The 24,174-nt window shown below is 66.9% G+C and carries 17 protein-coding genes and 1 pseudogene; 5 read left to right on the top strand and 13 right to left on the bottom strand.

All coding sequences use genetic code 11. The annotated features are described in order from the left end of the window. Positions 1-330: 330 nt before the first annotated feature. From cas7u to AB0I53_RS19450, 4 genes are read left to right on the top strand one after another with little or no spacing between them, the layout of a single operon-like run. Positions 331-1,530, top strand: a complete 1,200-nt coding sequence (gene cas7u, locus AB0I53_RS19435) for a type I-U CRISPR-associated RAMP protein Csb1/Cas7u (RefSeq protein WP_358604419.1) — start codon at positions 331-333, stop codon at positions 1,528-1,530. After that, a complete protein-coding gene (gene csb2, locus AB0I53_RS19440) occupies positions 1,527-2,924 on the top strand; it encodes a type I-U CRISPR-associated protein Csb2 (RefSeq protein WP_358604422.1) in 1,398 nt (465 codons plus the stop codon). The genes cas7u and csb2 overlap by 4 nt, the downstream gene beginning before the upstream one ends. Further along, positions 2,921-5,818, top strand: coding sequence for a type I-U CRISPR-associated helicase/endonuclease Cas3 (gene cas3u, locus AB0I53_RS19445; protein ID WP_358604425.1), 2,898 nt, complete (start codon positions 2,921-2,923; stop codon positions 5,816-5,818). The genes csb2 and cas3u overlap by 4 nt, the downstream gene beginning before the upstream one ends. Next, complete coding sequence (locus AB0I53_RS19450) at positions 5,815-6,747, top strand: hypothetical protein (RefSeq protein ID WP_358604428.1); 933 nt, start codon at positions 5,815-5,817, stop codon at positions 6,745-6,747. The genes cas3u and AB0I53_RS19450 overlap by 4 nt, the downstream gene beginning before the upstream one ends. 453 nt (positions 6,748-7,200) lie before the next feature. On the opposite strand, the gene AB0I53_RS19455 is transcribed toward AB0I53_RS19450, so the two are convergent. From AB0I53_RS19455 to AB0I53_RS19480, 6 genes and pseudogenes are all read right to left on the bottom strand, one after another. Then, positions 7,201-8,292, bottom strand: coding sequence for an aldehyde dehydrogenase family protein (locus AB0I53_RS19455; protein ID WP_358604431.1), 1,092 nt, complete (start codon positions 8,290-8,292; stop codon positions 7,201-7,203). A 99-nt stretch (positions 8,293-8,391) separates the two neighbouring features. After that, on the bottom strand, positions 8,392-10,218 hold the full coding sequence (gene argS / locus AB0I53_RS19460; RefSeq protein WP_358604434.1) for an arginine--tRNA ligase: 1,827 nt from the start codon (positions 10,216-10,218) through the stop codon (positions 8,392-8,394). 112 nt (positions 10,219-10,330) lie between these two features. Then, positions 10,331-10,456, bottom strand: a pseudogene (locus AB0I53_RS19465) (MBL fold metallo-hydrolase); the annotation flags it as partial. Positions 10,457-10,693: 237 nt separating this feature from the next. Beyond that, on the bottom strand, positions 10,694-11,515 hold the full coding sequence (locus tag AB0I53_RS19470) for a hypothetical protein (protein ID WP_358604437.1): 822 nt from the start codon (positions 11,513-11,515) through the stop codon (positions 10,694-10,696). Continuing rightward, positions 11,512-12,174, bottom strand: a complete 663-nt coding sequence (locus AB0I53_RS19475) for a ComEA family DNA-binding protein (protein ID WP_358604439.1) — start codon at positions 12,172-12,174, stop codon at positions 11,512-11,514. The genes AB0I53_RS19470 and AB0I53_RS19475 overlap by 4 nt, the downstream gene beginning before the upstream one ends. Before the next feature lie 717 nt (positions 12,175-12,891). Next, the gene (locus tag AB0I53_RS19480; protein WP_358604441.1) at positions 12,892-14,019 is read right to left on the bottom strand and encodes a hypothetical protein; all 1,128 of its coding nucleotides are present in this window, start codon (positions 14,017-14,019) and stop codon (positions 12,892-12,894) included. Positions 14,020-14,828: 809 nt separating this feature from the next. On the opposite strand from AB0I53_RS19480, the gene AB0I53_RS19485 reads away from it, so the two are divergent. Continuing rightward, positions 14,829-15,119 carry a hypothetical protein gene (locus AB0I53_RS19485; RefSeq protein ID WP_358604444.1) on the top strand — a complete coding sequence of 97 codons (291 nt, stop codon included), beginning with the start codon at positions 14,829-14,831 and terminating at the stop codon, positions 15,117-15,119. Positions 15,120-15,208: 89 nt separating this feature from the next. Here the strand turns inward: AB0I53_RS19485 and AB0I53_RS19490 are convergent, their stop codons facing one another. From AB0I53_RS19490 to AB0I53_RS19520, 7 genes are all read right to left on the bottom strand, one after another. Beyond that, positions 15,209-16,147, bottom strand: coding sequence for a M23 family metallopeptidase (locus AB0I53_RS19490; protein WP_358604447.1), 939 nt, complete (start codon positions 16,145-16,147; stop codon positions 15,209-15,211). Between the two features lie 7 nt (positions 16,148-16,154). Next, positions 16,155-17,057, bottom strand: a complete 903-nt coding sequence (locus tag AB0I53_RS19495; RefSeq protein WP_358604450.1) for a replication-relaxation family protein — start codon at positions 17,055-17,057, stop codon at positions 16,155-16,157. A 221-nt stretch (positions 17,058-17,278) separates the two neighbouring features. Then, complete coding sequence (locus tag AB0I53_RS19500) at positions 17,279-19,768, bottom strand: type IV secretion system DNA-binding domain-containing protein (protein WP_358604452.1); 2,490 nt, start codon at positions 19,766-19,768, stop codon at positions 17,279-17,281. A gap of 46 nt (positions 19,769-19,814) precedes the next feature. After that, positions 19,815-20,648, bottom strand: coding sequence for a hypothetical protein (locus AB0I53_RS19505; protein WP_358604455.1), 834 nt, complete (start codon positions 20,646-20,648; stop codon positions 19,815-19,817). A gap of 89 nt (positions 20,649-20,737) precedes the next feature. Continuing rightward, positions 20,738-21,133 carry a hypothetical protein gene (locus AB0I53_RS19510; RefSeq protein ID WP_358604458.1) on the bottom strand — a complete coding sequence of 132 codons (396 nt, stop codon included), beginning with the start codon at positions 21,131-21,133 and terminating at the stop codon, positions 20,738-20,740. A 20-nt stretch (positions 21,134-21,153) separates the two neighbouring features. Then, positions 21,154-22,995: a DUF87 domain-containing protein gene (locus AB0I53_RS19515; RefSeq protein WP_358604460.1), complete on the bottom strand. Its 1,842-nt coding sequence runs from the start codon at positions 22,993-22,995 to the stop codon at positions 21,154-21,156. Beyond that, on the bottom strand, positions 22,995-24,035 hold the full coding sequence (locus tag AB0I53_RS19520) for a PrgI family protein (protein WP_358604462.1): 1,041 nt from the start codon (positions 24,033-24,035) through the stop codon (positions 22,995-22,997). The genes AB0I53_RS19515 and AB0I53_RS19520 overlap by 1 nt, the downstream gene beginning before the upstream one ends. Between the last annotated feature and the right edge of the window lie 139 nt (positions 24,036-24,174).

Below are 24,174 nucleotides of genomic sequence, written 5' to 3' on the forward strand. Positions count from 1 at the left end.
CGCCTACGGGTGCTGGAACTGAAGCGCTCGCAGGATCACGATCATGCTCGCAACCTACTCACGGCAGTAGCGCCGCGATCGTTCGGGCACGAACCGCGAATATCTGATCACGCTGGATTCGTCTCCACCATCGTGGTCGTCGACGTCCCCGCACATGGGCGCGATGATGCTACGGAAACGACCATTTGACGCCCGCGACTGATCTATTCGGGTGAATCTTCCCTCGATTCAAGAGTTGAATGGTCGGTGTTGTCGGTGGTGTCTGGTGGCCTGGGCCCGCATCGATCGGGTTTATCGGTCAAGCCGGTTCGAGATCTGGGATCAGAAGGGATGGGCTCTGGGGTGGAGTGGTACGAGCGGTTGTCGAAGGCGGTGACGCTGCAGGGGGATGATGCGGCGCTGGTGGTGCATGGCCGGTTTGAGCCGTCGGGTGGCCGGGATGCTCGGGTGTTCCCTCCGACCTATCCCGTAGACGCGGTGGCGCGGGACGAGCGTCAGCTGCCGTATGTGGTCGAGCCGCGGTTGGTCGACGGGGCCGAGGTTCCCACGGTGTTGCTGGATTCGGTGCAGTCACAGTCGAATCGGTTGGAGGAGGCCGCGGAGCGGGCGGTGCGGGAGCAGCGTCTAGGGCTGCCGTATCTGTTGGTGGAGCACGAACTTCCTACCGGTCAGGTGGTGCGGATCAGCAGTTTCACTGCGCCGCACCGGTATGCCGATGCCTACTTCCGGGATTCCCTGCTGGACGGGGTGGTGTTCGACAAGACCGAACTCGGGCGGCGCCTGCGTGCGGTGACCGAGGACGACGCGCAGGTGTTGTTCGAGCGCGAGCCGCTGAGCGTGTTACTCGGGGCGTGGGACACGCATCGCAAGGGGGCGCGGCCAGCGCGGTTTCCGCGGGTGTACCGCAGCGAAATTTTCGGCACGCGGCCGGAATTCGGGGTGCGGGCGGCGGGCCGGTTGGATCCGCACAACATCACCACCGCCGGGGTGGTGACGAACCCGGAGCAGGCCACGGACGGTTCCGGCGGTTGGGAGTACGTCGTCGGCGGCAAGGCCAAGGGGGCGAAGCCATCGGCGGTGGGGCACGGCAACATCGCGCCGGGTGCGGCGCATGGTGGGGCGACGGTGGCCGAGATCCGGCGGGTGGCGTCGTTGTCGATGGCGGGCCTGGCTCGGCTGCGTTTCGGCGATGCTTCGGCTGAGGCGGCGCACGCGGCGCGGGTGGCGTTGGCGGCGTTGGCGTTGGTGCTGGACCGGTTGACGTTCGAGCCCGCGGGGTTGTGGCTGCGGTCGGGCTGTGACCTGGTCACGACCTCGGAGCAGATCGCGTGGCAGCGGCGTGGCGGCGACTTGGAACCGGTGAGTGTGACGGCTGCGGAGGCGGTGGCGTTGTTCGGGTATGCCCGCCAGCAGGCCGCGGAGGCGGGGTTGGTGATGTCGGAGGAGGTCGTGCGGTTGGTGCCGGGGCCGAAGAACCTGGCCAAGGCGCTCAACCACGCCTACCTGGCGGCCGAGCCGGAGCAGGCATGAGTCTGGCGGTCGAGGTCGTCCTGCCCGAGGGCCGGTATGAGGCCGGTGATGTCGAGGACCGTGGGCGGGTGGAGTGGCCGCCTCATCCGGGCCGGTTGCATGCCGCGTTGCGGGCGAGCAGCTGCACCAACCTGCACGACCAGGTGTTGCGGTGGCTGGAAACCCTTCCCCCGCCGCAGGTATGGGCGCCGCTGACGCATGCGGGGCAGCGGGAGCATTCGCAGTTCGTGGTCACCGGCAAGGTCACCATCGGTGGCGGGAGTCAGACGCATCCGGGGCGGGTGCATCAGCAGCGCCGGCGGACCTCGGCGTTCGTCCCGCAATCGGGTTTCGCGTTCGTGTGGCCCGACATTGACGCTGACGTTGAGCTGCGCCGTGGTTTGGCTGATCTGGCGCGGCGGGTGCCGTATTGGGGCCGGTCGAGCAGCCCGGTGCTGTGTTCGGTGCCCGAGCAGATCGAGCTGCGGGACGGGTGGGTGCGGTTCGCCCCCACCGAACCCGGCGAACCCGGCCCGCATCCGCTGCGCGTGCCGTTTCCCGGGCTGACCGACGAGCTGGAGCGTCGCTACGAGTCCGGGCAGTGGGCCTGGGAAGCCTGGGACGCTTCCGGCTGGCGGCACTACCGGCCGGTCGACGTCGAAGAACCCCAGGACACGGTGGTGCCGGTGGAGTCCGGGCATGGGCCGATGATGGTATTCACCGCACCACCGGGGGTAGGGGTGGATGGGCTGCATGCGGGAGCGCTGGTGGCCGGGATGCGGTCGGTGGTGATGGCCCGGGTTCCGGATCCGTTGCCGCCGGAGGTCAGCGGGCACGGTGCCAACGGCCGACCGCACCTGGCGTATGTGCCGCTGCTGGATACCGGCCACCCGCGTGCCCGCGGTCATGTTCTCGGCGCGGCGGTGCTGTTTCCCCGCCACAACAGGGAACTGCAGGCGGTGGTCGCGGCGGCGTTGCGGGCCGAGCAGCGGCCGATCCATGTCTCGCTCGGCGGGATCAGCGTGGCACTGTCCCCAGCGGACCTGAGCCTGGTGCGTAGTCCCAGGTTGCGGCCGGGGTGGTGGGATCGTCCGGCGTCTCTGTGGGCGACGGTGACGCCGTTGGTGCTGGACCGGTTCTCCGGCCGCGGCAACGAGGAGGACGAGATCGCACGTCACTGCGCCCTGCTCGGACTGCCCGAACCTTGCTCGATCCTGACTTCCCGCAGCCCGCTGATCCCGGGTGGTGCTCGGATGAGCCGGCGGAACCTGGCACGGCCGGAGGACCGGCGGCCGTTCACCCACGCACGCCTGGAGTTCCCGGTTCCTGTGACCGGGCCGCTGGTGCTCGGAACGCAACGCCATGTCGGGATGGGGCTTTGCGCGCCGCTGACGGAAGGAGAGCAGCCGTCGTGACCGACCGGACCGAACCGAGCGTGGACGAGTTCGCCAAGTTCGTTCACGCGGTGCACGGCCACACGCTGTTTCCCTGGCAGGAACAGATCGTCGACCGGCTGCTGACCGGTGGGCAATGGCCGTCGGCGGTGGATGTGCCGACCGGGCTCGGGAAAACCACGATGATCGACGTGGCGGTCTACATGGCCGCCTACGGCGGGCCGCGGCGGGTGTTCTTCGTGGTGGACCGGCGCATCATCGTCGACGAAGCCCACGACCACGCCCAGACGCTCGCCACGGCCTTGCGTGAGGCGAGTAGTGGTGTGGTCGCCGATCTCTCCGCCAAGCTCGCCGCCCGCGGCACCGCGCTCGGGGCCGAGCCGGTGAATGTGACGCGGATGCGGGGCGGGGTCAGCTGGGAATGGCGGTGGGTCGCCCGGCCCGATCAGGTCAGCGTGGTCGTCGGCACGATCGATCAGATCGGTTCCCGGATGCTGTTCCGCGGCTACGGCACCTCTCCGCAGCTGGCGCCGATCGACGCCGCCCTGGTGGGCACCGACTCGCTGCTGTTCCTCGACGAAGCACACCTGGCCGAACCGTTCCTGCAGACCCTGCACGCACTCCGGGAGTTCGACCAACCTGAGCAGCGTGTGGCGGAGTTCCCCAGGGTCGTGCAGCTCTCGGCCACAACCCGGGCCGGCGTAGACCAGATGCCCTTCGACCTCGCAGCACACCTCGACAACGAGGAGGCAGCTCGCCGTCTCACTGCCGGGAAACGGCTCAGTCCCGTGACCTGCGCGGCCAAGCACACCACCGAGGTGATGGCCACCTACGCCCACCACGGGATCCAGCACCACCCAGGCGGGATGGTGCTGGTCATGGCCAACACCGTGGCCCGTGCCCGCGAGCTGTTCACCCGTCTGCGGCACACCCCCGAGGTCCAGGTCATGCTGCTCACCGGCCGCAGCCGCCCCTGGGACCGGCAATGGTTGCTGCACCACTGGCTCCCCCACATGCGCGTCGGATGGCGCCACCACGCCCAAGCCCAGCCGACCAGGGTGATCATCGCGACCCAGACCTTGGAGGTGGGGGCCAATATCGATGCCGATTTCCTGGTGACCGAAGCGGCGGATTATCCCGCGCTGGTGCAGCGGCTCGGGCGACTCAACCGCGTCGGCCGCGCCGAGCACGACTGCCAGGCGATCGTGGTGCAACCACAGACCAGCCAACCCGCCGTCGTCTACGGAGACGCCCAGCAGCACACCTGGACCTGGCTCACCAGCCTGCAGCAGGCCACCACGGTCACCCCACGCACCGCCGAGGCCGCGCTGGACAGCATCGACGGGATCAACGTCTCGCCCCGAGCATTGCGGGAGATGCCCCCACCGCCGCCGCAAGCACGGCGCCCGGCCCCTCGGACTCCGACGGTGGTACCCCAGCATGTGAATGGCTGGGTCCGCACCGCGCCCATCCCGATCCCCGACGCCCCCATCGGCCCCTTCCTCCACGGAATATCCACTCAGGACAGTCCGGTCGGGGTGCTCTGGCGCGCAGACCTTCCCCACACCCAATCCACCGGCGAACTGCTCCGTGCGGTGCAGGCCAGTGTGGAACGACTCGCGCCCCGGCCCCACGAGATCGTCGAAATCCCCCTGCCCGCCGTCCGCGCGTGGCTTCGTCACCAGCCCGAGCCCGCAGCACTGGCCGACGTCGACACCGCCGACACCGCTGGCGATGAGGACCGGGCCGGGCGGGGGCGACGGGTCGTTCGCCTCGCCGCCGAACCCACGCTGGCCGGTCCGGACGAGCTTGCTCCGGGGGATGTCATCGCCGTCCCCGACACCTACGGCGGGCTCGACGACTACGGCTGGAACCCCACCTCCACCGAGGCGGTCCTTGATGTCGCCGACCTCGCCTCCGGACGCCGGAGCCCGTTCGTGCGCCTGCATCCCCGCACGCTGCCCACCGCCGTCGCGAAGGTGCTCGATGCCGACACCGAAGCCGAGACCTCGGTGCTGCTCAAGGACTTCCTCGACACCTTCGACCCGGACGACCTCATCCTCCCCGACACCCTGCCAGCCGAGAGCGACGAAGACGGTGCTCTGACCGGTCTTCTCGAACGATGGTGGAATCGCCTCCGGGACGCAGACCCCACCTTGGCGGAGCTCCCCACACGGCTGGTCGACATCACCAACCCGACCACCGACACCAGTCTGGTACTCGCGGTGACCCACCGCACCGCGCTGCGGGCCGGGGACAATGCCAGCTCCCAGTCGGCGACCGCAGTCCAGCTGGACACGCACCAGGACGAGGTCGCCGACCTCGCCACCCGGATCGCCAAGGCTCTCGGGCTCGACGATCTCGCCACCGAGATCGGCCTCGCCGCGCGCTGGCATGACCTAGGGAAGCTGGACCTGCGGCTGCAGGCCGAATTCCACGGCGGCGACCACGCCGCCGCCAACGCAGCCCTGGCCACCGAGACAGCTCGCGCCAAGTCCGGGCTCGATCCCGCCGACCGTGCCGCGTTCCGCGCCGCCCGCCGCGCCAGCGGCTACCCCCTCAACGGCCGGCACGAGGCACTCTCGGCCCACCTCGCCCAGCACCTGCTCACCGGCCGCGACGAGGAGCTGGACCGTGAGCTGGTCGTGCACCTCATCGGCGCCCACCACGGCCACAACCGACCGCTCTACCCGCCGGTCCACGACCCCGCCCCGCCCCAGACCATCACGCTCACCGACGGCACCACAGTGGACACCCACGGGTTCACCACCATCGACTGGGCCAGCCCCGCACGATTCGCCCGGCTCAACACCCGCTATGGGCCCTGGGGCCTGGCCCTGCTCGAAACGATCGTTCGCCTGGCCGACATCGCCTGCTCCGCCGGCGAATACCACCCCGAGGAGACCTGCCGATGAACACCATCCCCCTACCCGCGCTATCCGGCCGCATCCCGCTGGGCTTCCTCGCCGCCCTCGGCCTGCACCACCTCGCCACCCACCACGCCGACAGCACCGACGTACGTCTGTCCTGGGACCCCGCCACCCACACAGCTCAGCTCCACACCCGGCAGTGGAACGACGTCGACGGAATCGCCGACTGGCTGATCAACCTCGTCGACAACCTTCCCGACGACCAGCTTCTACCCAGCTACCCGCCAGGATTCCCACCACCCGGCGCCGCACCCGATCCCCTGGTGTGCACTCCGGAGCAGTACCCACACCTGTTCACCGACCACCACACCGCACGCGACATACTCGGCGCACTCGTCACCGACCTCGCTATCAACCCCCAAGGCCGCGTACGCCGCACCCCCATGGTCGCCCCCACCGGCAAACAAACCTTCCACACCATGCTCCGCAACCAAGCCACCACCATCCGAGCGCACCCCGAACACCTCCGCGACGCCCTCACCCGCTGGCAACGTCACCCCGACACCACCGCCGAATCCTTCGACCACGCCGCCATCATCGGCGCAGCAGACGAACCCACCGGCCAACCAGGAGAACGCGCCATCCCCGGCGCCACCTGGCTCGCCATCGCAGGACTCCCCGCCTACCGCCTCGCCACCGACCACCACCAACGACTCACCGCTACTGCATGGCGCCACCCCGGTAAACGCCCCCTCCTAATCTGGCCACTATGGACACCACCACTTGACACCCACGCCACGCACACCCTCCTCGAACACCCGATCACCACCCACAACGCGCGCGACCACGGCACTCAGCTCCACCTGCCCCTCACCACCACACACCGCACCCTCGGGATCTTCGCCATCTACGCCGCACACCGCCGCAACACCGGCCACTCTGACGGACCACTCACCCCACTCCCCACCACATGACAAGCTTGCAGTGTGCTCTCACCAGCTCCAAGTTGGTCACCATCACGGTTTCCAGCGGCTAGGTTGCGGGAAGTCCACCACGTCGCCACTCTCACCAGCTCCATAAGCTGGTCATCATCACGGGCCTCCAGAGACAACGCACTTGGTAATCGCGTGGTCACCTCTCACTAGCTCCACAAGCTGGTCACCATCACAGGGTGTCGAACAGCTGGCGTTCGGCCCTGTGCAGTACCCCTCACCGGCTCCGCGAGCTGGTCACCATCACGGGAGAAACCATTCGAGCAGCGTGGGCCCGCCGTAGAGCCTCTCACCAGCTGCATATGCTGGTCGCCATCACGGGCCGTTGACATCACGCTTGACCATCGCCCGAGCCAGGCTCTCACCAGCTGCATAGGCTGGTCACCATCACGGGACCAAGATCAAGCGCCGGCGCGCCGAGGCCGCCGCCAACTCTCACCAGCTGCATAAGCTGGTCACCATCACGGAATCCGAAGGGTGCCCAGGCGTCTTCGAAGTTATAGATCGACTGGTTGACGGCGACATGGGCGAAGTCGGCGGTTCCGGTCGTCCTCGCGTCACCGAAGATGGTCGCTGCGAGCGCGAAGTCGCCGGCGGCGAGCATCTGTGCAACTCGCGCCTGCCCTCGTAACGGACGAGGGGCAGCAGCGGGCAGAACGTTTCTTCAAGTACGACCGGCGAGTCCCAGGTGGTCTCCACAATGGCCAGGTCATAGAGCCTGTCGTCTGGGGCTGTTCCTTTCCTGAGCACGCGCCCCAGCTCCGGGAGCCGGTCGTACCAGGCAGGTGCGGCGTCAGGAATCAGCAGAGGCCCGAGCTCGGTTCCGGGATTCGCGTTGTCCCCCAGGACGACTGTCTCAGCGTGCGCGAGAAGAGAGTCCACGAACGCGTCATAGACCTGGTCAGCGATGTAGACGCGTTCCGTGGCCAAGCAGTCTTGCGAGCTGTTGAACAGACGGGTGGCGTTGATCGTCCGTGCTGCCAGCTCGACATCGGCGTCCTCGGTGACGATCGCGGCGGACACGCCTGGGCCCTGCCCGATGAAGTGCGTGTCCGCGGGTAGACGTTCGTCGAAGGCCCGGATGTGGCTGGCGCTGCCGGCGAAGACGACACCATCAGCCTCGGCGCACGCCCCTGCGGCGAAGTCCTCCCACGGCGCATCCGTCATCTCCACCGCGGCACCAGCCTTGGCGGCGAGCTCGTTCACCAGCCGTGCGCAGGGGCGACTCGCAGACGCCGCCCGCGCGATGACCCGGTTACCGACCGCGGCCGGAGACAACGCGAACAGAACGAAGGAATATACCGGCATCGTCGCTGGGACCGAGGCGTACACCGTGCCGATAGGATCGCGCTCATCGAGCCATGCAACACGATGCTCAGCGGCTTCAAGGGCGGTGAGCGTCCAGTCCAGCTCAGTGCACGCAGTGCGGTAGGTCTCCACACCCACGAGCGCGTCCAGCAGCTCGGCGCGATGCTGGAGGACCTGTTCGGCCACGGCCGAAAGCAACTGCTTGCGCCCTGCCTTCACGCCGCACAGCTCCCCACCGTTCGCCCGCCGACACAGCCAGCGTAACCGTGTGATCAACACGGCCAAACGAGTGAAGAACTAGGCCGAATGTGACCGGAACTACATCCGTTCGGGGGCTGAAATCCCGAGAAGGCTCAGGCCCTGAGCAAGCGTCCGCGCGGCCAGCCCGCACAGTGCCAACCGGTTGGCACGAACGGCCTCGCTGTCAGCTTTGAGCACCGCGCATGCCTCATAGAACTCGGAAAACGCACGAGCGACGCTGTACAGATACCCGGCGAGCCGGTGCGGCTCAAGAGTGTCGGCCACCAGATCCAGCGTGGCGTCGAATTCATCGAGAAGCAGCCCAAGAGCCCGCTCCTGCGGCTGCAGAGCCAACCCGGTGTCGAACCGGGCCTCGGTGATCCCGGCTTCGGCCGCCTTGCGCTGGATCGACTTGATGCGCGTGTGCATGTACTGCAAGTACACGCCGGTCGCACCGTTGAACGACACCATGCGATCGACGTCGAAGGCGTAATCCTTCGTCCTGACCGTCGACAGCTCGGCGTACTTGACCGCACCGACGCTCGCGACCTGCGCGATGTCCTCCAGCGCTGTCGCGTCGAGCTCGGGATCCTTCTCGGCGACGATCTCCCTGGCGCGCCGCAATGCGTCGTCGAGGAGGTCAGCGAGCTTGACGGTGCCGCCGGCACGGGTCTTGAACGGCTTGCCGTCGCTGCCCAGCACCGTTCCGAACTGCACATGGACGGCTTCCTCGTCGGTGAGCCATCCGGCGCGGCGCGCGACCCGGAAGATCATGTCAAAGTGCTGTGCTTGACGGGCATCGACGACATAGAGCAGGCGGGTGACCTTCAGCTCCTGCAAGCGGTACCGGATAGTCGCGAGATCGGTGGCGCCGTAGCCATATCCGCCGTCGCGCTTGCGAACCAGCAGCGGAACCCGGTCGCCGGTCGGCCCGAGAATGTCGTCGAAGAACACGACCAAAGCACCGTCGCTCTCCTCCACGATGCCCATGCGCTGAAGTTCGTCGACGACATCGTCCAGCAGCGGGTTGTAGAACGACTCGCCAACCAGGTCGTCGCGGTTCAGCAGCACACCGAGACGGTCATAGATCCGCTGGAAGGCGATCTCGGACTCACTGACGATCTCACGCCAGGCGGCCACCGTCTTGTCGTCGCCGGACTGCAGAGCGACTACGCGTCGCTGAGCCCGTGCCTTGAAAGCCTCATCCGCATCAAACTCAGCGCGGGCAGCCCGGTAGAGAGTGTCGAGCGCAGACGTCGCATCCTCGGTGCCAGCTTGGTCCACCTCGGCGTTTCGCCAGCTCAGCTCAGGGTGCTCGAAGATGTACTGAATGAGCATTCCGAACTGGGTTCCCCAGTCGCCGACGTGGTTCTGGCGGACCACCTCGGCCCCGAGGAACCCCAGAACACGAACGAGCGCGTCGCCGATCAGCGTCGACCGCAGGTGGCCGACGTGCATCTCCTTGGCGATGTTGGGCGCGGAGTAGTCCACGACAGCGATTTGGGTTCGCCGACTCTCGGGGATGCCGAGTTTCTCCCGGTCCGCGCGCTGTTCCAGGCGAGACTGAATGGCCTGATCCGACACAGTGATATTGAGAAACCCTGGGCCAGCCAGCTCCACCGAAGTGATCCACGGCACAGCTGCGAGGTGTGACCGCAACGCCTCGGCAAGATCGCGGGGCTTCTGGCCCGCTCGCTTGGCCAACGCCAGCGCGACGTTGGACTGGAAATCGGCGTGATCGGATCGGCGCACCAACGGATCCTGGCCTGTGAGTTCGGCCGGAAGTTCCGCGGCCATCGCCGCCGAAACCGCCAGCTCCACCTCATGAGCCACCGAGCGCACCTGCTCAACCACGTTGCGACAACCCTTCACGCAGACATCAATCCAGACGTAAGCCCTGCTCATAGTGTGCCGGTCTCGTCACAGCACCTAGCCAAGGGCCTCCCCAAGCACCTGCTGCGCACTGCGGGAAGAGCAAGCGCGAAGATGATCGAGTGCTAGGGACACGATTCGAGCCCTATATGCGCCGCGCGCCGCCGGGCCCGGTCCGGACTTGCGTGTGCTCAGGCAAGGCCAGCAGGGTGGTCCGGATCGACCCGACGATCGTGTCGAAGTCCGAGTAGGACAGACCGGTCGCGCCCGGGGAGGACTGTGTAGTGAGTGGTGTTTCCGGCCCTACACGCGCTGGGGGTCAAGGGGCGTAGGGTCGAATCCCGCCGTCCCGACGACCGTGAACAGCGGGTCCACCAGAAGGTGAATCCGTTGGCTTCGTTTTGCCAGCGCGGAGCACCAAAGTTCAACCCAGAGATGGGTAAATAACGGTCAAGAAGAGCACGAATGTTGCCCCTAGAGATGGGTCGACCTACCTGCCTTTGAGCTCTTATTTACCGAATTCTGTCGCACCAGAATCGGCGTAGAACCCACCTCCTCGATCGACGTTGCCCGAAACCGCCGTCAGGTGGGACAGCCCGGCGGTTTCGAAGTTCTGCTCCACCTCCGGCGGTAGCCGCCCCGTGTCGCCGACCACCAGCCCCGGCAGCAGCCCCGCGGCAGCCGGGCCGAGCACGTCGGCCGAGACCCGTCGCAGGCCATCCCGCAAGTCCTCCGCGACGCGCTGCCAGCCCGGCGCGGCCGCGACGTCGGCCGGTGGGCCGAACACCTGGAAGGCTGCGACCGTGAGCTCGCCGGCACGCGGCGGGGAGACCTTGCCGGTCGCCGTCACCTGTTGTCCGGCAATGAGGTTCCGCCACTGCGCGGTCGGGACCAACAGCACCACCGCACCGCCTGCCAGCACCCGACGCCCGGCCAACTCACCGGCCTGCAACTCCGCGCGCACCAGCGACCTGTCCGCCGCTCGACGGGCTCCGAAGGACGCACCGCGCAACGGCGTTGGTGCGCTCGTCAACGTGACTCGCAGCGTCGCCCGCTCGGCGTGTCCGGCGGCCAGCCGCACCGGATGGTGCTCGACCGCGTGGACGCGAACCGCGATCCCAGTGGCGGCAACACCCGCCAGCAGCAAGACCACGAGGGCGCCCCTGGCGACCGGCCGGGCGCTCACTGCCTTCCACACCAGCGGCGCGGCCAGCAGGGCGAGCAGCGCCACGACCGCGGCCGGAACCCAGCCCGCCAGCAATCCGGTCAACGTCACGGCCCAGACCCCGAGCGCGGCCGGCACCAGGCGCAGGTCGAGTCTCGCGATCACACCCGCACCACCTCCCGCAGCCGGTCGAACCGGGTTTCGCCGATGCCGCCGACCTCCTTCAGCTGCTCCACCGAGTCGAACCGGCCGTGTTCGGCCCGCCACTGCACGATCCGCTTGGCGGTGACCTCGCCGATGCCTGGTAGTTCATCGAGTTCGTCCTCCGTCGCGATGTTCAGATCGACCTTTCCGTCGCCGCCGGGTTGTCCGGGCTGCGGCGCTCCCGGCACGGCGACGTAGAGCTGCTCGCCGTCGGCAAGCCGACGGGCCAGGTTGAGGCCCGTCAGATCCGTGTCCGGCAGCGGACCGCCGGCGGACGCGACGGCGTCGGCCACCCGGGCACCCGGCGGCACGGTGACCAGGCCTGGGCGGACAACCCGGCCGACGACGCTGACCACGAGCTCCGGCGGCGCCGCCGCCGTGACCGGGGCAGGCGGCGGCACGATCGGCGGCGGCGCCGGTTCCGCCGTGGGCCGACCCGCCCATGCCCCGGCCACGATGCAGACCAGCACCACCAAGGACGCCAGGGCGAGCGCGAGCACACCAATCCGGCCGGGGTCCACTCTCGACCTCAGCAGGGGTTCGGGCAGCCACCTCTCGGCCAGCCGCCGCCAAGGCGAGCCGGACCCGGTATCCGGCGATCGGCGCTCGGCGGCCTCCACCCGGCGAGGTGAATCACAGGTGGAGAGGTGGAGTCGTGTGCGAACCGCCAGGTCAGCGTGACCGGACGCCGAGCGGTCAGCAGGAACACCACCAACGCCACAAATAATCGTGTCGAGAGCGATCTCGCTGTGCCGGCCTGGATCATCACGACGGTTCACGACGTTCGTTATAGGCGGCGATCTCCTTGGCCGCTTGCTCCAAGGCTGCGATAATGCCGGCAAGGCATTCCGAAGCCGCAGACGCTGCGGTGACCGCTGCCTGCGCCGAAGGATGATCGCTTCCCTTCTAGGCGGACGCCATGCTCGCCCGAGCATCCTCGGCGCTGCGATGGGCCGCGGAGAGCGGGGAAACAGGGAGTTGGGCGGCCAGGTTCGTTAACTGTGCACGAAGTTCCACAACCGACATACTCCGAGCATCGAGCAGCCTCCTTGGCACCACGCGATCAAGCAAGGAGGGTCGAAGCCCACGTACCGAAAGCTGTGGTGCCCCGAGACCTCCGCCTTGAGCTCGGCAATAGCGGGAGCCACAGCTCGCAACTCCGAAGAGCGCCTCAACGACTATGCGGACATCGATGCAGAGACTTACGAAGGCTGGGTTGCGAGACAAGCGCCGAAAGCTCCTTGGCTCACCAAACGTCAGGTCTACGCGCTCAAGGCGGCGTTCCTCCGCATCTTGAGCCCGCCCGACGAGGAAACGTTCTGATCCTCGATCCGCGGCTACGCCTCCCTACCCGCTTCGAGTGCTCGGGCTTCCTCGTCAAGTCGGCACAGCAGACTGCACGCGACCATCAGTCCCTGGACCGCGTTGCGCCGGTTGAACTGGCGCGGGCTCACCGTGTGCGCCGTGGCGTTGCGGCTGAAGGTCATCGGAACCTTGTCTCCCCCGGTAACGAAGAACTTCTGGTACGCCTGCCACATGGGAGCGAACGCGATGAACTGCCGGACGTTGAACTCGTCATAGGCGTCCTTCGTCCGCTTGCCGTTCTTATCTGGCGTGTACTTATACCGGTCCTTCCCGAAGTACGAGCTCAGGATGGCGTCCACAAGAGAGCCGGCGAGCGCCTGCGCAGCCTCCGTGTGCCCTGCATCCAGGGCATCTAGCCCAGCCACGGCGAAAGGGATGTAGGGGGACACAGCTTCGTAACCGCATCCCTCGATGGCCATGCGGCAGTCGGCGGAGATGCTCTTCCACCGGCGGCCCAGGATCTCCCGCCGTCCACTCGCCCCGTCGGCCCGGATCAGCGCCTCGGCAATCGCAGTGCGCGGCAGACCGTAGAGCGGGATGCCGTCGACCATGACGACCTGCTCGACCTCCTCGAGCTTCAACCCCCCGATACTCCGCAGGTTCGGCGGGTAGAAGGCGGCGGCGCGCATCGCCGCGATCGCCGGACCGATGTTCTTCAACCAGGTCGCCTGCTGCGCGGTGAACTTCTCAGCGATCTGACCCGCAGCCGCGAAGGCGCTGAAGTCGATGTTCCTGGTCAGCTGGGAGGCGACCAGGTTCAGGTTGGACTGCGCCAGGGCATGGCTCTTGAAGATGTCGCTGCTGATGCTGGCGAACTGCTTCTGCCAGGCCGACTGCGCATCGAGGAAGGGCTTGATCGCATGGGCCACCAAGGCGTGCTGCGCCTCAGCGATCCGCGAGATAGCAGCGATGTTCTTGAGGGTCGACTCGGGCAACGTGGACTTCGGGAGCCGAACCTTGCGAACCAGCGACTGCTGGATGCTCTCCATCGTTCTGCGCAGGGCCACCTGCTGCTCGGGTGTGAGCTCGATGTGCTCCTCCGCATCGCCGCCCTCCCCGCTCTCGTCAGCGGGTTCCCCCACGTTCTCGTCGTCGCTCACGAGAGCAGGCTAGCGAGCACCACCGACGGTGTGCCGGGGCTTTGTTGAGTAGGCGTCCGGGTTGGAAAAGATCCGGAGGTTCTGCACGCTGTCCTGGTTACCTCGACGGCAGTCAGCGGAAGGTGGCGTCCAGGAGCTCGGCATGCTCGTCCAGGTGCTCATCGGGGTCCGGCGGCAGGCGGTTGGGATCCAGGTGCCGACCACGCTTCCTTCTCAGGTTTCTGGATCTAGGTGGCATCGCGGGGCGTAGACGAAGATCCTGCCGTAGCACCGGATCAGATTGTGTGGGCTGGCATGCCAGCGCGGGGCACCAAAGTTTAATCCGGAGATGGGTCAATTAGGGCACGAACGTTGCCCCTACAGATGAGTCTATCGACATGCCTTTGACCTCGGAATTTACCGACTGCTGCCGACAGAATAGGCGTAGAAACCCATCCCCTCGATCGACTTCTTTCACGAACTCGCCCACGCCACCCGCCCGGAGGGTCGGCCCCACGGACCAGCCTGGCAACGCCAGATGAACCTGTGGATGCCCGACTGGCGCCAGCGCAAGGCCGCCTTGGCCCTGGCCGCTCGACGTGCCTGGATGGGCGACTGCCAACCGACCTGATCCGGCACAAGTGGCGAGACAACGCGTAGCCCACCTCATCAGTGAGGAGACGGGCATCCTGCGTACAGCGCCGCGCACCTTTACAGGTGTCGGCTCCAACCACGCGTCCTGTTGAAAGGAGTGATAGACATGCATGGTAGACAGGTGGCGACAACGAGGTTCGCTCGCCGCGGCGAGCCTGATAGGTGGTGGCGTCCACGTGAGCCAGCCGGACGAAACTCCTGATGAGGTCCTGCAGCTACGCGCCTGCAGATCCAAGCTCGAAGGCATCAAGAAGGACCTGCAGGAGGCTCGCGAGGAGCAAGCCGAGATCGAGGCGAAGATCACCAGTCTCCTCGCGCGGCAGCGCGAGGCGCGTAAAGAACGGAATCAAGCGGTTCTCAACGCTGACGCCGCTAAGATCCCGCGTTTGACGATCTCCAAAGAAGTCGGCATGCAGCGCAGCAACGTCTACAAGCTTCTTGAGGACGGAAGCGCCTCCGATTCGTAGCTTCGAACGCTTCACGGGCGTCCTATGTCGATGGACTTGCGGTCGCTCTACGGCCCTGTAGCGGTGCGCGAGCGCGGTAGCGGCGGCGGTCACTTACAGAGCGGTGGTGCTGACTGCTGCTGGAAGAACGTTACTGGGTCGACTGGGCGGCCGTTGTCTTCGATCTGGAAGTGCAGGTGTGGGCCTGTGGATTGCCCTTGGTCGCCGACCTCGGCGATCAGTTGCCCTGTGTGGATTTCTTGTCCTCTCCTGACGACGTTGCGGTTGTTGTGGCCGTAGGTGGTGACGACACCGTTTGGGTGTTGTATGCGGATCCAGAGCCCGTAGCCGCGGGCGGGTCCGGAGTCGATGACCGTGCCACTGCTGGCGGCAAAGATGGGTGTGCCGATAGGTGCGGCGATGTCTTGCCCGCGATGAAGCTCACTACCTCGCCGTCCGAAGCCGGAGGTGCACTGTCCCTGCGTGGGAACGGTCCAACTTCCGGTGGGTGTGCCGCTGCAGGTGGCATCGTGGACGCTGCCGAGGAGCTGGCGCGCTGCGGGCTCGTGTTGGGCGTATTCGTGTGGATATCCGGAGCGCTGGACGGCTTGTGCAGCGTCGTTGATGGTCATCCGCTGCCAGCCGGGAACTCCTAGAAGGTGCCGGTAGAACTGGGTGGTGCTGTAGGTGGTGTTCATGACTTGGTCAGCGCTACCCCACCCTTGGGATGGACGTTGCTGGAACAGTCCAAGGCTGTCTCGATCGCCGTGATCGAGGTTGCGCAGCCGGGATTCTTGTATCGCGGTCACGAGTGCGATCACCCAGCCGCGTTCTGGCACGTTCATCTGTTTGCCGATTGCGACGATGGTTGCAGCGTTCGTGATCTGGTCCGGCCCGAATCCGTGGCCTGCTGTAGCGGAGTCAGTTGGAGTGCAGGTCGTGGCACCGCCACCGCTGAAGAGGGTGGCGGCGACTCCCGACACCGCGACGGCAGCAAGCACGATCACTGCGAGGGCGCCGACCAGTACGGTGGTGATGAGTTTGAGCATGCGCGGATCACCAGGCTGGGGACCACGTCAGATCCCCGGCGTGCCAGGTCGGCATCGGTGCGGGTGGGCTCAGGCGCGGCTGCGATGTCGACTCGATGGCCGCAGGAAGGGTGCCGCTGACGGTTGTGGCTCGGGAGAGCTGCGGCCAGGCGGTGAGCAGCTCGATCAGCCGTCGGCGTCCGGCTCGAGAATTCCGTAGAGGCAACCACATCTCGGGTGAGGCGCCGGTGCCGGTGTCCTGCAGGTGTTGGGCGTTGGTGGTGGCGATCGGTAGGTCGTGCGGCCTGGTGTGGGTTTTCAGGTGTTCGGTCAGCAAGTTCCGGGCGTGGGTTTCCCGTTGTGGGGTGGCGAAGCAGGCCAGCAGCGGAGTGATGATGCGGGTGGTGGCGGCGAGCTCGAAGTAGCCGGGCAGTTTTGCTACGAAGCGGGACAATTGGTAGCTGCCGGTGTCCCATTCCAGGAACCATTCGATCTCACGGTCGCCTTCGCGCCAGCGGCCGTAGCCGTCGGGGCGGACGAGGTCGCCGAAATGGCGGGCGCAGCGGGCTTCGGACCACCAACCGGTCACTGCGCACTCATGCCGAGCGAGAGCATCCGCGAGGAGCGTGGTGAAGAAGGTGTTCACGCCGTGCAGGTGGGCCAAGCGCAGCGAGTAGGCGATGCCAACGGAGCGTTCAGCTCGGAATTTCAGCTCGCGGGGCTCGAGGCCGTCCTCGTGGGCGAGGACATGGGCGCCGGCGGTGTCGAGGACGTAGTACATCGGTGCACGTCCCCGTCCGATGTAGGGCTGGAAGCGGTCGAGCACGCGCCATTGGTAGAGCCGGCGTAGCCGGTGGTTGGCGGCGCGGCTGGATGGGAACGCGATCGCGGTGATCTGGTGTGTGGTCAGTACGCGATGTTCAGCGAGCATGCGCGCGATCCATCGGTCGCGAGCGGTGAGGTGTGCGGCGATGGTGGCTTGGTGTTCGGTGGATGCGGCCAGCCGCGGGCTGACGCGAGCAGGGGCCGGAGCGCGAAAAGCGCGTTGCGGTCTAGTGGGTTCCAACATGCAGAGTCCTCCGGATGGGAAAGCGAAGACGCACAACGGCGCGCCCGCGCCCAGTAATGCGGGGGTCCTTGGAAGTGGGTGTTTCAGCTCGCGCGGCGTGGGTCGAAGCCTCTGGCGTCCGACTCGTCGTCGTGTGTGCGCTCGGCGCTGGACGTGAGGGGCCGGGTGTGGCGGGCCGCCGCCTGACGGACCGTCTTTGCTCGCCCACGGATAGCCGGTGGGAGCGGTTGGGTGGAGACGGTGAACGGCGGAGTTTCCTCGCCGTTGACGACCAGTCGAGCCGCGGCGTGGAAGGCTCCGAGGTGGGCTAGGTCATGCTCAGAGATCCGAGGTGCCGTGTGGCGAGCGAGTTCACGAGCGTCTTCGGGTGAGGCGTTGAAGAAGATCTTCGAGCGTGCGTTGGTCGAGATTCCTTCCTTGAGATCTCGTGGGAGTTGACTGAGATGCTGGTGCGCGAGCGTCATCGCGAGCCGGTAGCCACGGGCTTCGGCGAGCATGTCGTCCATGGCGTAGGGCAAGTTGAGGAAGTTGTGTGCTTCATCGACGTAAAGGGCTGCGTCCCGTCGGTGGCGTTGCGGCAGCTTCGCTCGGCCGGTGGTGGCTTGCCAAACACGCGCGACGATGAGCGAGCCCAGCAACCGGGTGGTGTCTTCACCGAGGCTGCCTTTGGGGATACGCACCAGGCACAGGCCACCATCCAATACAGTAGATAGATCCACTGTGGAAGGGCCTGCCGCGATGGCCTTGACCACGAACGGCCGCAACAAGAACGCCCGCAGTTTGTTCAGCAGAGGGGCGATGGACTGAGCGCGGGCAGCGTCGGAGAGCTGCTCATACCAGTTCCAGAATCCCCGCAGCGTCGCGTCATCCTTTAGTTTCTCCTGATGCCGTGCCCGGGTCGCGGGGTCGGTGAGCAAGTCGGGCAGCTTCGCCAGAGTCGGTGCCTCCGAGACAGCCCGTAGCGACAGGCACCCTGCCCGCAGAATGTCCTCGGTACGTGGGCCCCACGCTGACGAGAACACCCGGGAGAACACCGACACGAGGTTGTCGACGGCGGCTTCCCTCGGCCCTTCCAACGGGTTGAGGCAGGGCACTGGGCCTCGGGTGTCGGCGTCGAAGAGCACGACCTTCTCGGCGGCGTGCTCGGGGAGCCGTTGCAGCACGTCGGTGATGAGGTCGCCTTTGGGATCGATGACCACTGCGCCGCGGCCGTGTTCGGCGTCGGCGAGGATCATCCGCGCCAGAATCGTCGACTTCCCGCTGCCGGTGGCGCCAAGAACGTGGAGGTGATGGCGAGCGTCGGAGACTTGCAGGCCGACTGGGCGGGCCTGCCCGGTGTCGGAGATCCCGACGGGGCGGATGAGCTCGCCTTCGGTGGGCGTGTTCGGCGGAGGAGGCACGGCCTTCGCCCCGGCGCGGGCCAAGCCGGGCAGCCCCTCATCGGTGGGTAGATGCGCCACGGCAGCCAGTTCGGGAATCGAGAGCAGGTCACCACGGCGCAATCGACGTTGAGCCATCGCCGTCAACGGGGCACCCAGCCGGCGGCGCCGGTAGTGATTGTGTTCGGTGAAAACGGAGAACGCGCTGGCGATCGCGTGCGCCTTGCCTCTGAGTTGCTGGCGGCGTCGAGCGACCTGCTCCGCGGGCATGTCGGTGGGCACGGTGGTCGCGACCGCGTACCGAATGACGGTTTCCCACTGGGATCCGCGCTGCTTGACCACGATGGCGCGGTTCTGAGCGTTGAACTCCAGCGAGGTCTGCGGATCAAGCTTCGGCAGACCAGCCTGGTTCTTCGCGCTGGACGTCGGGCCGGGCGTGATCACATCGAGAATCCGGCCCACCATCCGCGTGGACCGCCCGGCATCGAGGTGCCGGGCGGCTCGCCGCGCACGCTTGACCCGACGTCCGGTGACCGGGCGCGCGAGGACCTGCACACAGGCGACCTCATGCACCCCGAGGCCCACCGGTGCGCCGAGCAGCGCCCGGATCGGATCGGTGTCGAACTCCGAGCGGATCGGCAACGCCTCCGACCGGGCCAGGCGCAGCACGCCCCCCGTGGCCAGATGGCGGTGCCCATCGGCAGGCTCTATAGGCAGTGGTGAGCTGGCGGGTGCACTGCGGGTGTGCGCACCGGGCCAGGCTGCCTCGATAGCACGCTCGACCATTCCGGGAGGGACCGTGCCCGGCACCCACAACCGGATCTGGAGCCCGTCGTGATCGAAGACAAACTCCCAGGCCAGCTGCGGCTGCCCGCGCATCAGGCGCTGTAGCTTCGGACGCAGCAGTCCCACCAGGTTCGACCACACCGCTTGTGCCCCGCCCGGGTCGACGGTCGGCGGCGCCAGGATCGTCACCACGCGGGCCCTCTCATGCAGCGCGTCCTGGCACCGGCGAAACCGCCACCGATGCAGAATCCACGATCCGACCACCACGACAAGCAGTGCCGGCAACGCGACGAAACCCCATGAACGGACCCACGACCACACCGTGGTGAGGAGCGCCTGGATCATGCCCCACGGATCGGTCATTAACTCGCCGACCAGACTGTCCACAACCGAGCGTCGCAATATCATGATGTGGTCTCCTCCTCGAAGAAGTGAGCTCGTAAACGAGAGCGGGTCAGGCAGCCTTCGACCCCGATTCAGGCGGCATTCGACGGCGCGCGGATCGTGCGGTGGTGATCGCTTGCACTCGCGCGGTGTGGCGGGTGTGTCGTTCGGCGTCGACCTCGGCTTGCCATTCGGAGAACCGGCGGCCCTGCAAGCGACGCAGGAAATGCGGGATGCGGTTGGCCGGCACTCCCACCAGCTTGGGGCCGAGCACAGCCAGCAAGTCCGAGGCGTCCTGCGACGACCATCCCGCGGCTTCGATGGAGGCCTCGTCGGGGAACACGTCGGCCACGCGGTCGGAGGCGGTCAGCTCGGAGTCCTGTGTGCCACCGTAGGAGTACACCCACAGAAAGTTCGCAGGCGGGTCAGGTTCGACGAGTGCTCTGAAGCGGTGAATTTCCTTGGTGTAGCAGTAGAAGTTCACCTCCGTTCGCTGGCGCATGATGCGCAGCCACGACGCCAGGTAGGCGTCGGAGAAGAAGTCGCCGGAATCGTGAATCCGGATCCAGCCGCTGCGGAACCGGGGCGCTGCAAGCTCACCGAGCATGGCCTGTTCCCAGCCTGGCAGGTCGTCGAGAACGAACTGCAGGTTCGCGTGGTGTTTGGCTCGCACGACCGGCCACAGGTAGGTGCCGTGACGGGCGTAGCAGACCTGACGGCACACCCCTGCCGAGGGGCAGGTGTTGTAGGTACGGCCGTCGGGCAATCTCCCCGCCCAGGCTGGCAATGTCCAGTTCCACGCGCCGATGGCGCGCATTTCTCTGTTCTGGGTAAGCAATCGCCGCGGACGAGCGGAAGATGCCTGTGCGGAGCTCGAAGAGTGAGCCGTGTGAGAGGAAGGCATAGGAGTACCTCTGCAGGGAAGCAAGGACAGAAAGAGGGGTGACGGAACTGCCATCCGATGCGTTGCGGAGATGTGGCGTTGGTGATGGCCTATGCGGGGTCGTCGCCGGGTTCGGAATGGTTCTCCGCCTCGTGGGGCGTGGTCTGTGTGCCTTCATGCCGGTGGTGCCGCTGACGGCGGTAGTGATCAAGGTTGATGACGGTGGTGGTCACGCCATCGGTGTGCACGGTGATCAGCTGGGCATACTCGAGGCTGTGGGGAGGACAGGTGCGGCCTGTGTAAAGCCGGATCAGTCCGTGAGTTCCGCGCACGGCCAGGACGCCGATGGACACCCCGGCGATGGCGATGAGGGCACAGGCGATCGAGATTCCGGCGATGAGCCCTGCGGCAATGGTCCACGAGAGCAGGAAGTCGTGACCGAAGGCGTGCAGGAGCGAGCCGAGAATGTGCTGACTGGGGCCACCGGTGGTGGTGAGGGCGTACACGCGCGTTCCTCCTTCCTGGTCTAGTCGTCGAGGACGATGTCCGGATGCACCTCGGCAGCGGTGAAGTCATGGCCGGTGGGCGGCTCGTCGTCGGTCATGGCGGCCAGTTCGGCCGGGTTTGTGGTGATCAGCTGGTGTTCAGCGTCGGAGGCGATGGCGTGGAAGGCGACGCGTTGCGTCCCGGCCGCGAGCAATCCCTGACCGGTGCCGGCCGAGAGTAGGAACTGCCTTTCCCCTTCCGACAGTGCGAACGTGCGCACGATGTCGTCGATGGATTGCGGCGCTTGTCGAAGGAGCACCTGGGTGGCAGCGTTAGCGATCACGGCTTTGCCGAGGTCGGAGCCGAGGACGTCTCCGACGTCCTGGGTGGCGACGGTGAGACCTGTCCAGTGTTTGCGGGCGGATTTCGCCATGCGCCACAGGAACTCGGCTCCCGCCTGCTGCTGCATCAGCAGCCACGCCTCGTCGACGACACACAATCTGGGACGGCGTGCGGCGGGAGTGGAGATGCGCCGCCAGACCGCATCCAGCGTCAGCAGGGTGCCCGCGGGTTTGAGCTCGTCCGGGAGATGCCGCAAGGAGAACACCAGCAGGTGCGACTCGGTCGTCTGCGTTGTGGGCCCGTCGAACAGCCCTGAGAATGCTCCCTCGGTGAACGGACGCAGGCGAGCGGCGAGATCGTGGGCGGTCCCGTCGTGGCTTGCTGCGAGGGCAGCTTGCAGGTCCGGCAGCAGTGGTGCTTGGCGTGTCCAGGTGCGGGCGTCCTCGGTGATCCCCGCAGCCTGGTAGGTCGCAGTGACCGCCAGGTCGAGTACGGCTCGCTCGCCGGCAGTCAATGGTTGTCCGAAAAGGACGGAAAGCAGAGTGTGGCAGAACAGGCTGCGCCGGGTGAGCGCGTCAGCGGGGGCGCAGCGGCGCCCGTCGGGGCCCGTGTGGATCGGCAGGTCGAGGGGGTTGAGCCGGACTCCTCCGGTACCGAGGGGGATGTAGGTGCCGCCGACAGCACCGGCGAGGCGGGCGTATTCGTCCTCGGGGTCGATGATGGCGACCTCCACACCGCGGTAGAGGCTGCGGAGGGCTTCGAGCTTGACCAGATAGGACTTGCCCGCTCCGGAGCGGCCGAGGATGACGGAGTTGTAGTTTTCGCTGGCGAAACGGTCCCAGTGCACCAGGCCCTGGCTGCCGAGGTTGTAGCCGTAGAGCACGCCGCGGGCGGCCGAGGAGGAGGTCACGTCCGGTGGAGGTAGGTCGGGGCTGGTGAAGGGAAACGCCGCCGAGAGGGCGGCGGTGTCGAAGGTGCGGGTCATCCGGATCTGGTCCAGGCCCATCGGCAGGGCGGTCACCCAACCCTGCAAAGACCGGTAGGTAGTGGGTTTCGCATCCAGCAACAGACTGGCCGCCAGAGCACGCACGGCACTGATCTCTTCAACGAGTTCGTCCTCGGAACCGGCATGCACGGTGAGGTAAAGGCCGAATCGGAACAGTCGACCTTCACCACGGGCCAGGCGATCCGAGAGGTCGTAGGCATCCTCGGTCGCAGCCTCGACCTGGGGATCGGCCAGGCGTCCGTGTGCGGCATCATCACGGCGACCGGACTCCAGCTTGCCCAGTTGCTTGCGCAGCCGATCTGCGGCCACGCGCGGATCGATCGGTTCGATGTGCAGGGACACGTCCAGTCGCCCTGGATAGGTCAGCAGCGGCTGCAGCCAGCCGGGGTGGACTTCGCGCGGGTAGCCGGTGATAGCGAAGCTGGCGACCCAGTCCTCGCCGATCTGTAGATGGCGCGCGCCGACCTCGATGGCGTCCGGGGTGAACGCGCTGCCAGATGACCCTGTTGTGCGGCGGTGGTTTCGGGTGCGCATCAGGGTGTGTCCTCCTCATCGCTGAGGCCCCAGCCCGGGCTGATGGTGATGACCTCGTGGGCACCGGCCATCTCCGGCGAGGGCGGCACGAGCCGGTCAGGGTTGGTGGCGGCGGCCAGCACCGCCGTGGCCTGCCCCGCATCCAGCGGGGTGGCCTCGATTCCGGCGGGCGCCAGGAGTTCGATGGCTTCATGCATCCGCCGCACCAGCCGGGAGGCCGCAGCACGGCGCGCTCCGGTCGAGGGCTCTTGATCCTCGGTGTGATCTCGGTGCCGGCGTCGGGACCGGCTCAGGGCATCCGTGGATGCGCTCCCGACAGGCTCGCGGACCACCAGCAGGATCTGCCGGCGCAGGAGCTCGGCCTGCTCGCCCAGTTGGTGCAGGTAGTCGGCATGATCGAGCGCGGCGTCCTCCAGCGCCGGATGAGGCAGGCTCGCCGCACGGTGGCGAAGATCATCAATGTGACTGGTGAGATCCAAGCGCTGGGCGCGCACGAGAATCTGGACACCGGCAGTCAAGCTGTGCAGATAACGGCCGAAGCCCGCCGCGAGTGCTTCCTGCTCGGCCGGGGTGCGCAACGCGAAGTTGACCGTCGAGCACGCGGCCACCAGCGCGAGACCATCCCGCCCGAGATCGATCACTCCGGCCTCGCTCACCGCGTTCGCGGGAAGTTCTAGGCCCCCGAGGGCGACGTCGTCGGCTTGGTCGGCGAACTCGGACAGCCACTCGGGCACCGCCGCCGGAGTCTCGGGGGCGGCGACGCGGCGTCGTGGGGACAGGCGTTGGTGCAGCGCCGCCAGCAGCAGGCGATCCAGCGTGATTCCGTCGCGGGTGACCACCACCAGCAATACGACCGCAGCTGCGATCGGCGCGGCCATGACCAGATACGCCACCACCGGGAGCACTGCGCGGGTTGCGAGCCATCCGCAGTAGAGGACGAGGCCGGTGACGGCCATGGCGGCGACCTGGCGCGCGGTGAACCCGGCGAGAATGCGGTCCTCGCGGTCGACATCGGCCGGAATGCGGACGCTGCGCGTCATCGTGTGTCACCTCCACGGCGGCGGGTACTCGGGCGTGGCGGATGGACCTTCGGCAACTTCAGCGGCAGCGAGGGCTGCTTGCCGTGCGTTGATCCCGGCCGCGTAGCCGGCGATGCCGGTGGCGGAGTCGGTGGGGCTG

The sequence above is a fragment of the Saccharopolyspora sp. NPDC050389 genome (assembly GCF_040655595.1).
Taxonomy (GTDB): domain Bacteria; phylum Actinomycetota; class Actinomycetes; order Mycobacteriales; family Pseudonocardiaceae; genus Saccharopolyspora.

What these genes read in the sequence shown, in the direction of transcription:
- AB0I53_RS19505 (WP_358604455.1), bottom strand. Translation starts at nt 20,648, where the DNA reads ATGCCTTCCTCTCACACGGCTCACTCTTCGAGCTCCGCACAGGCATCT.
- AB0I53_RS19450 (WP_358604428.1), top strand. Translation starts at nt 5,815, where the DNA reads ATGAACACCATCCCCCTACCCGCGCTATCCGGCCGCATCCCGCTGGGC.
- AB0I53_RS19495 (WP_358604450.1), bottom strand. Translation starts at nt 17,057, where the DNA reads ATGCTCGCTGAACATCGCGTACTGACCACACACCAGATCACCGCGATC.
- argS (WP_358604434.1), bottom strand. Translation starts at nt 10,218, where the DNA reads ATGAGCAGGGCTTACGTCTGGATTGATGTCTGCGTGAAGGGTTGTCGC.
- AB0I53_RS19515 (WP_358604460.1), bottom strand. Translation starts at nt 22,995, where the DNA reads ATGCGCACCCGAAACCACCGCCGCACAACAGGGTCATCTGGCAGCGCG.
- AB0I53_RS19520 (WP_358604462.1), bottom strand. Translation starts at nt 24,035, where the DNA reads ATGACGCGCAGCGTCCGCATTCCGGCCGATGTCGACCGCGAGGACCGC.
- cas7u (WP_358604419.1), top strand. Translation starts at nt 331, where the DNA reads ATGGGCTCTGGGGTGGAGTGGTACGAGCGGTTGTCGAAGGCGGTGACG.
- csb2 (WP_358604422.1), top strand. Translation starts at nt 1,527, where the DNA reads ATGAGTCTGGCGGTCGAGGTCGTCCTGCCCGAGGGCCGGTATGAGGCC.
- AB0I53_RS19490 (WP_358604447.1), bottom strand. Translation starts at nt 16,147, where the DNA reads ATGCTCAAACTCATCACCACCGTACTGGTCGGCGCCCTCGCAGTGATC.
- AB0I53_RS19500 (WP_358604452.1), bottom strand. Translation starts at nt 19,768, where the DNA reads ATGATATTGCGACGCTCGGTTGTGGACAGTCTGGTCGGCGAGTTAATG.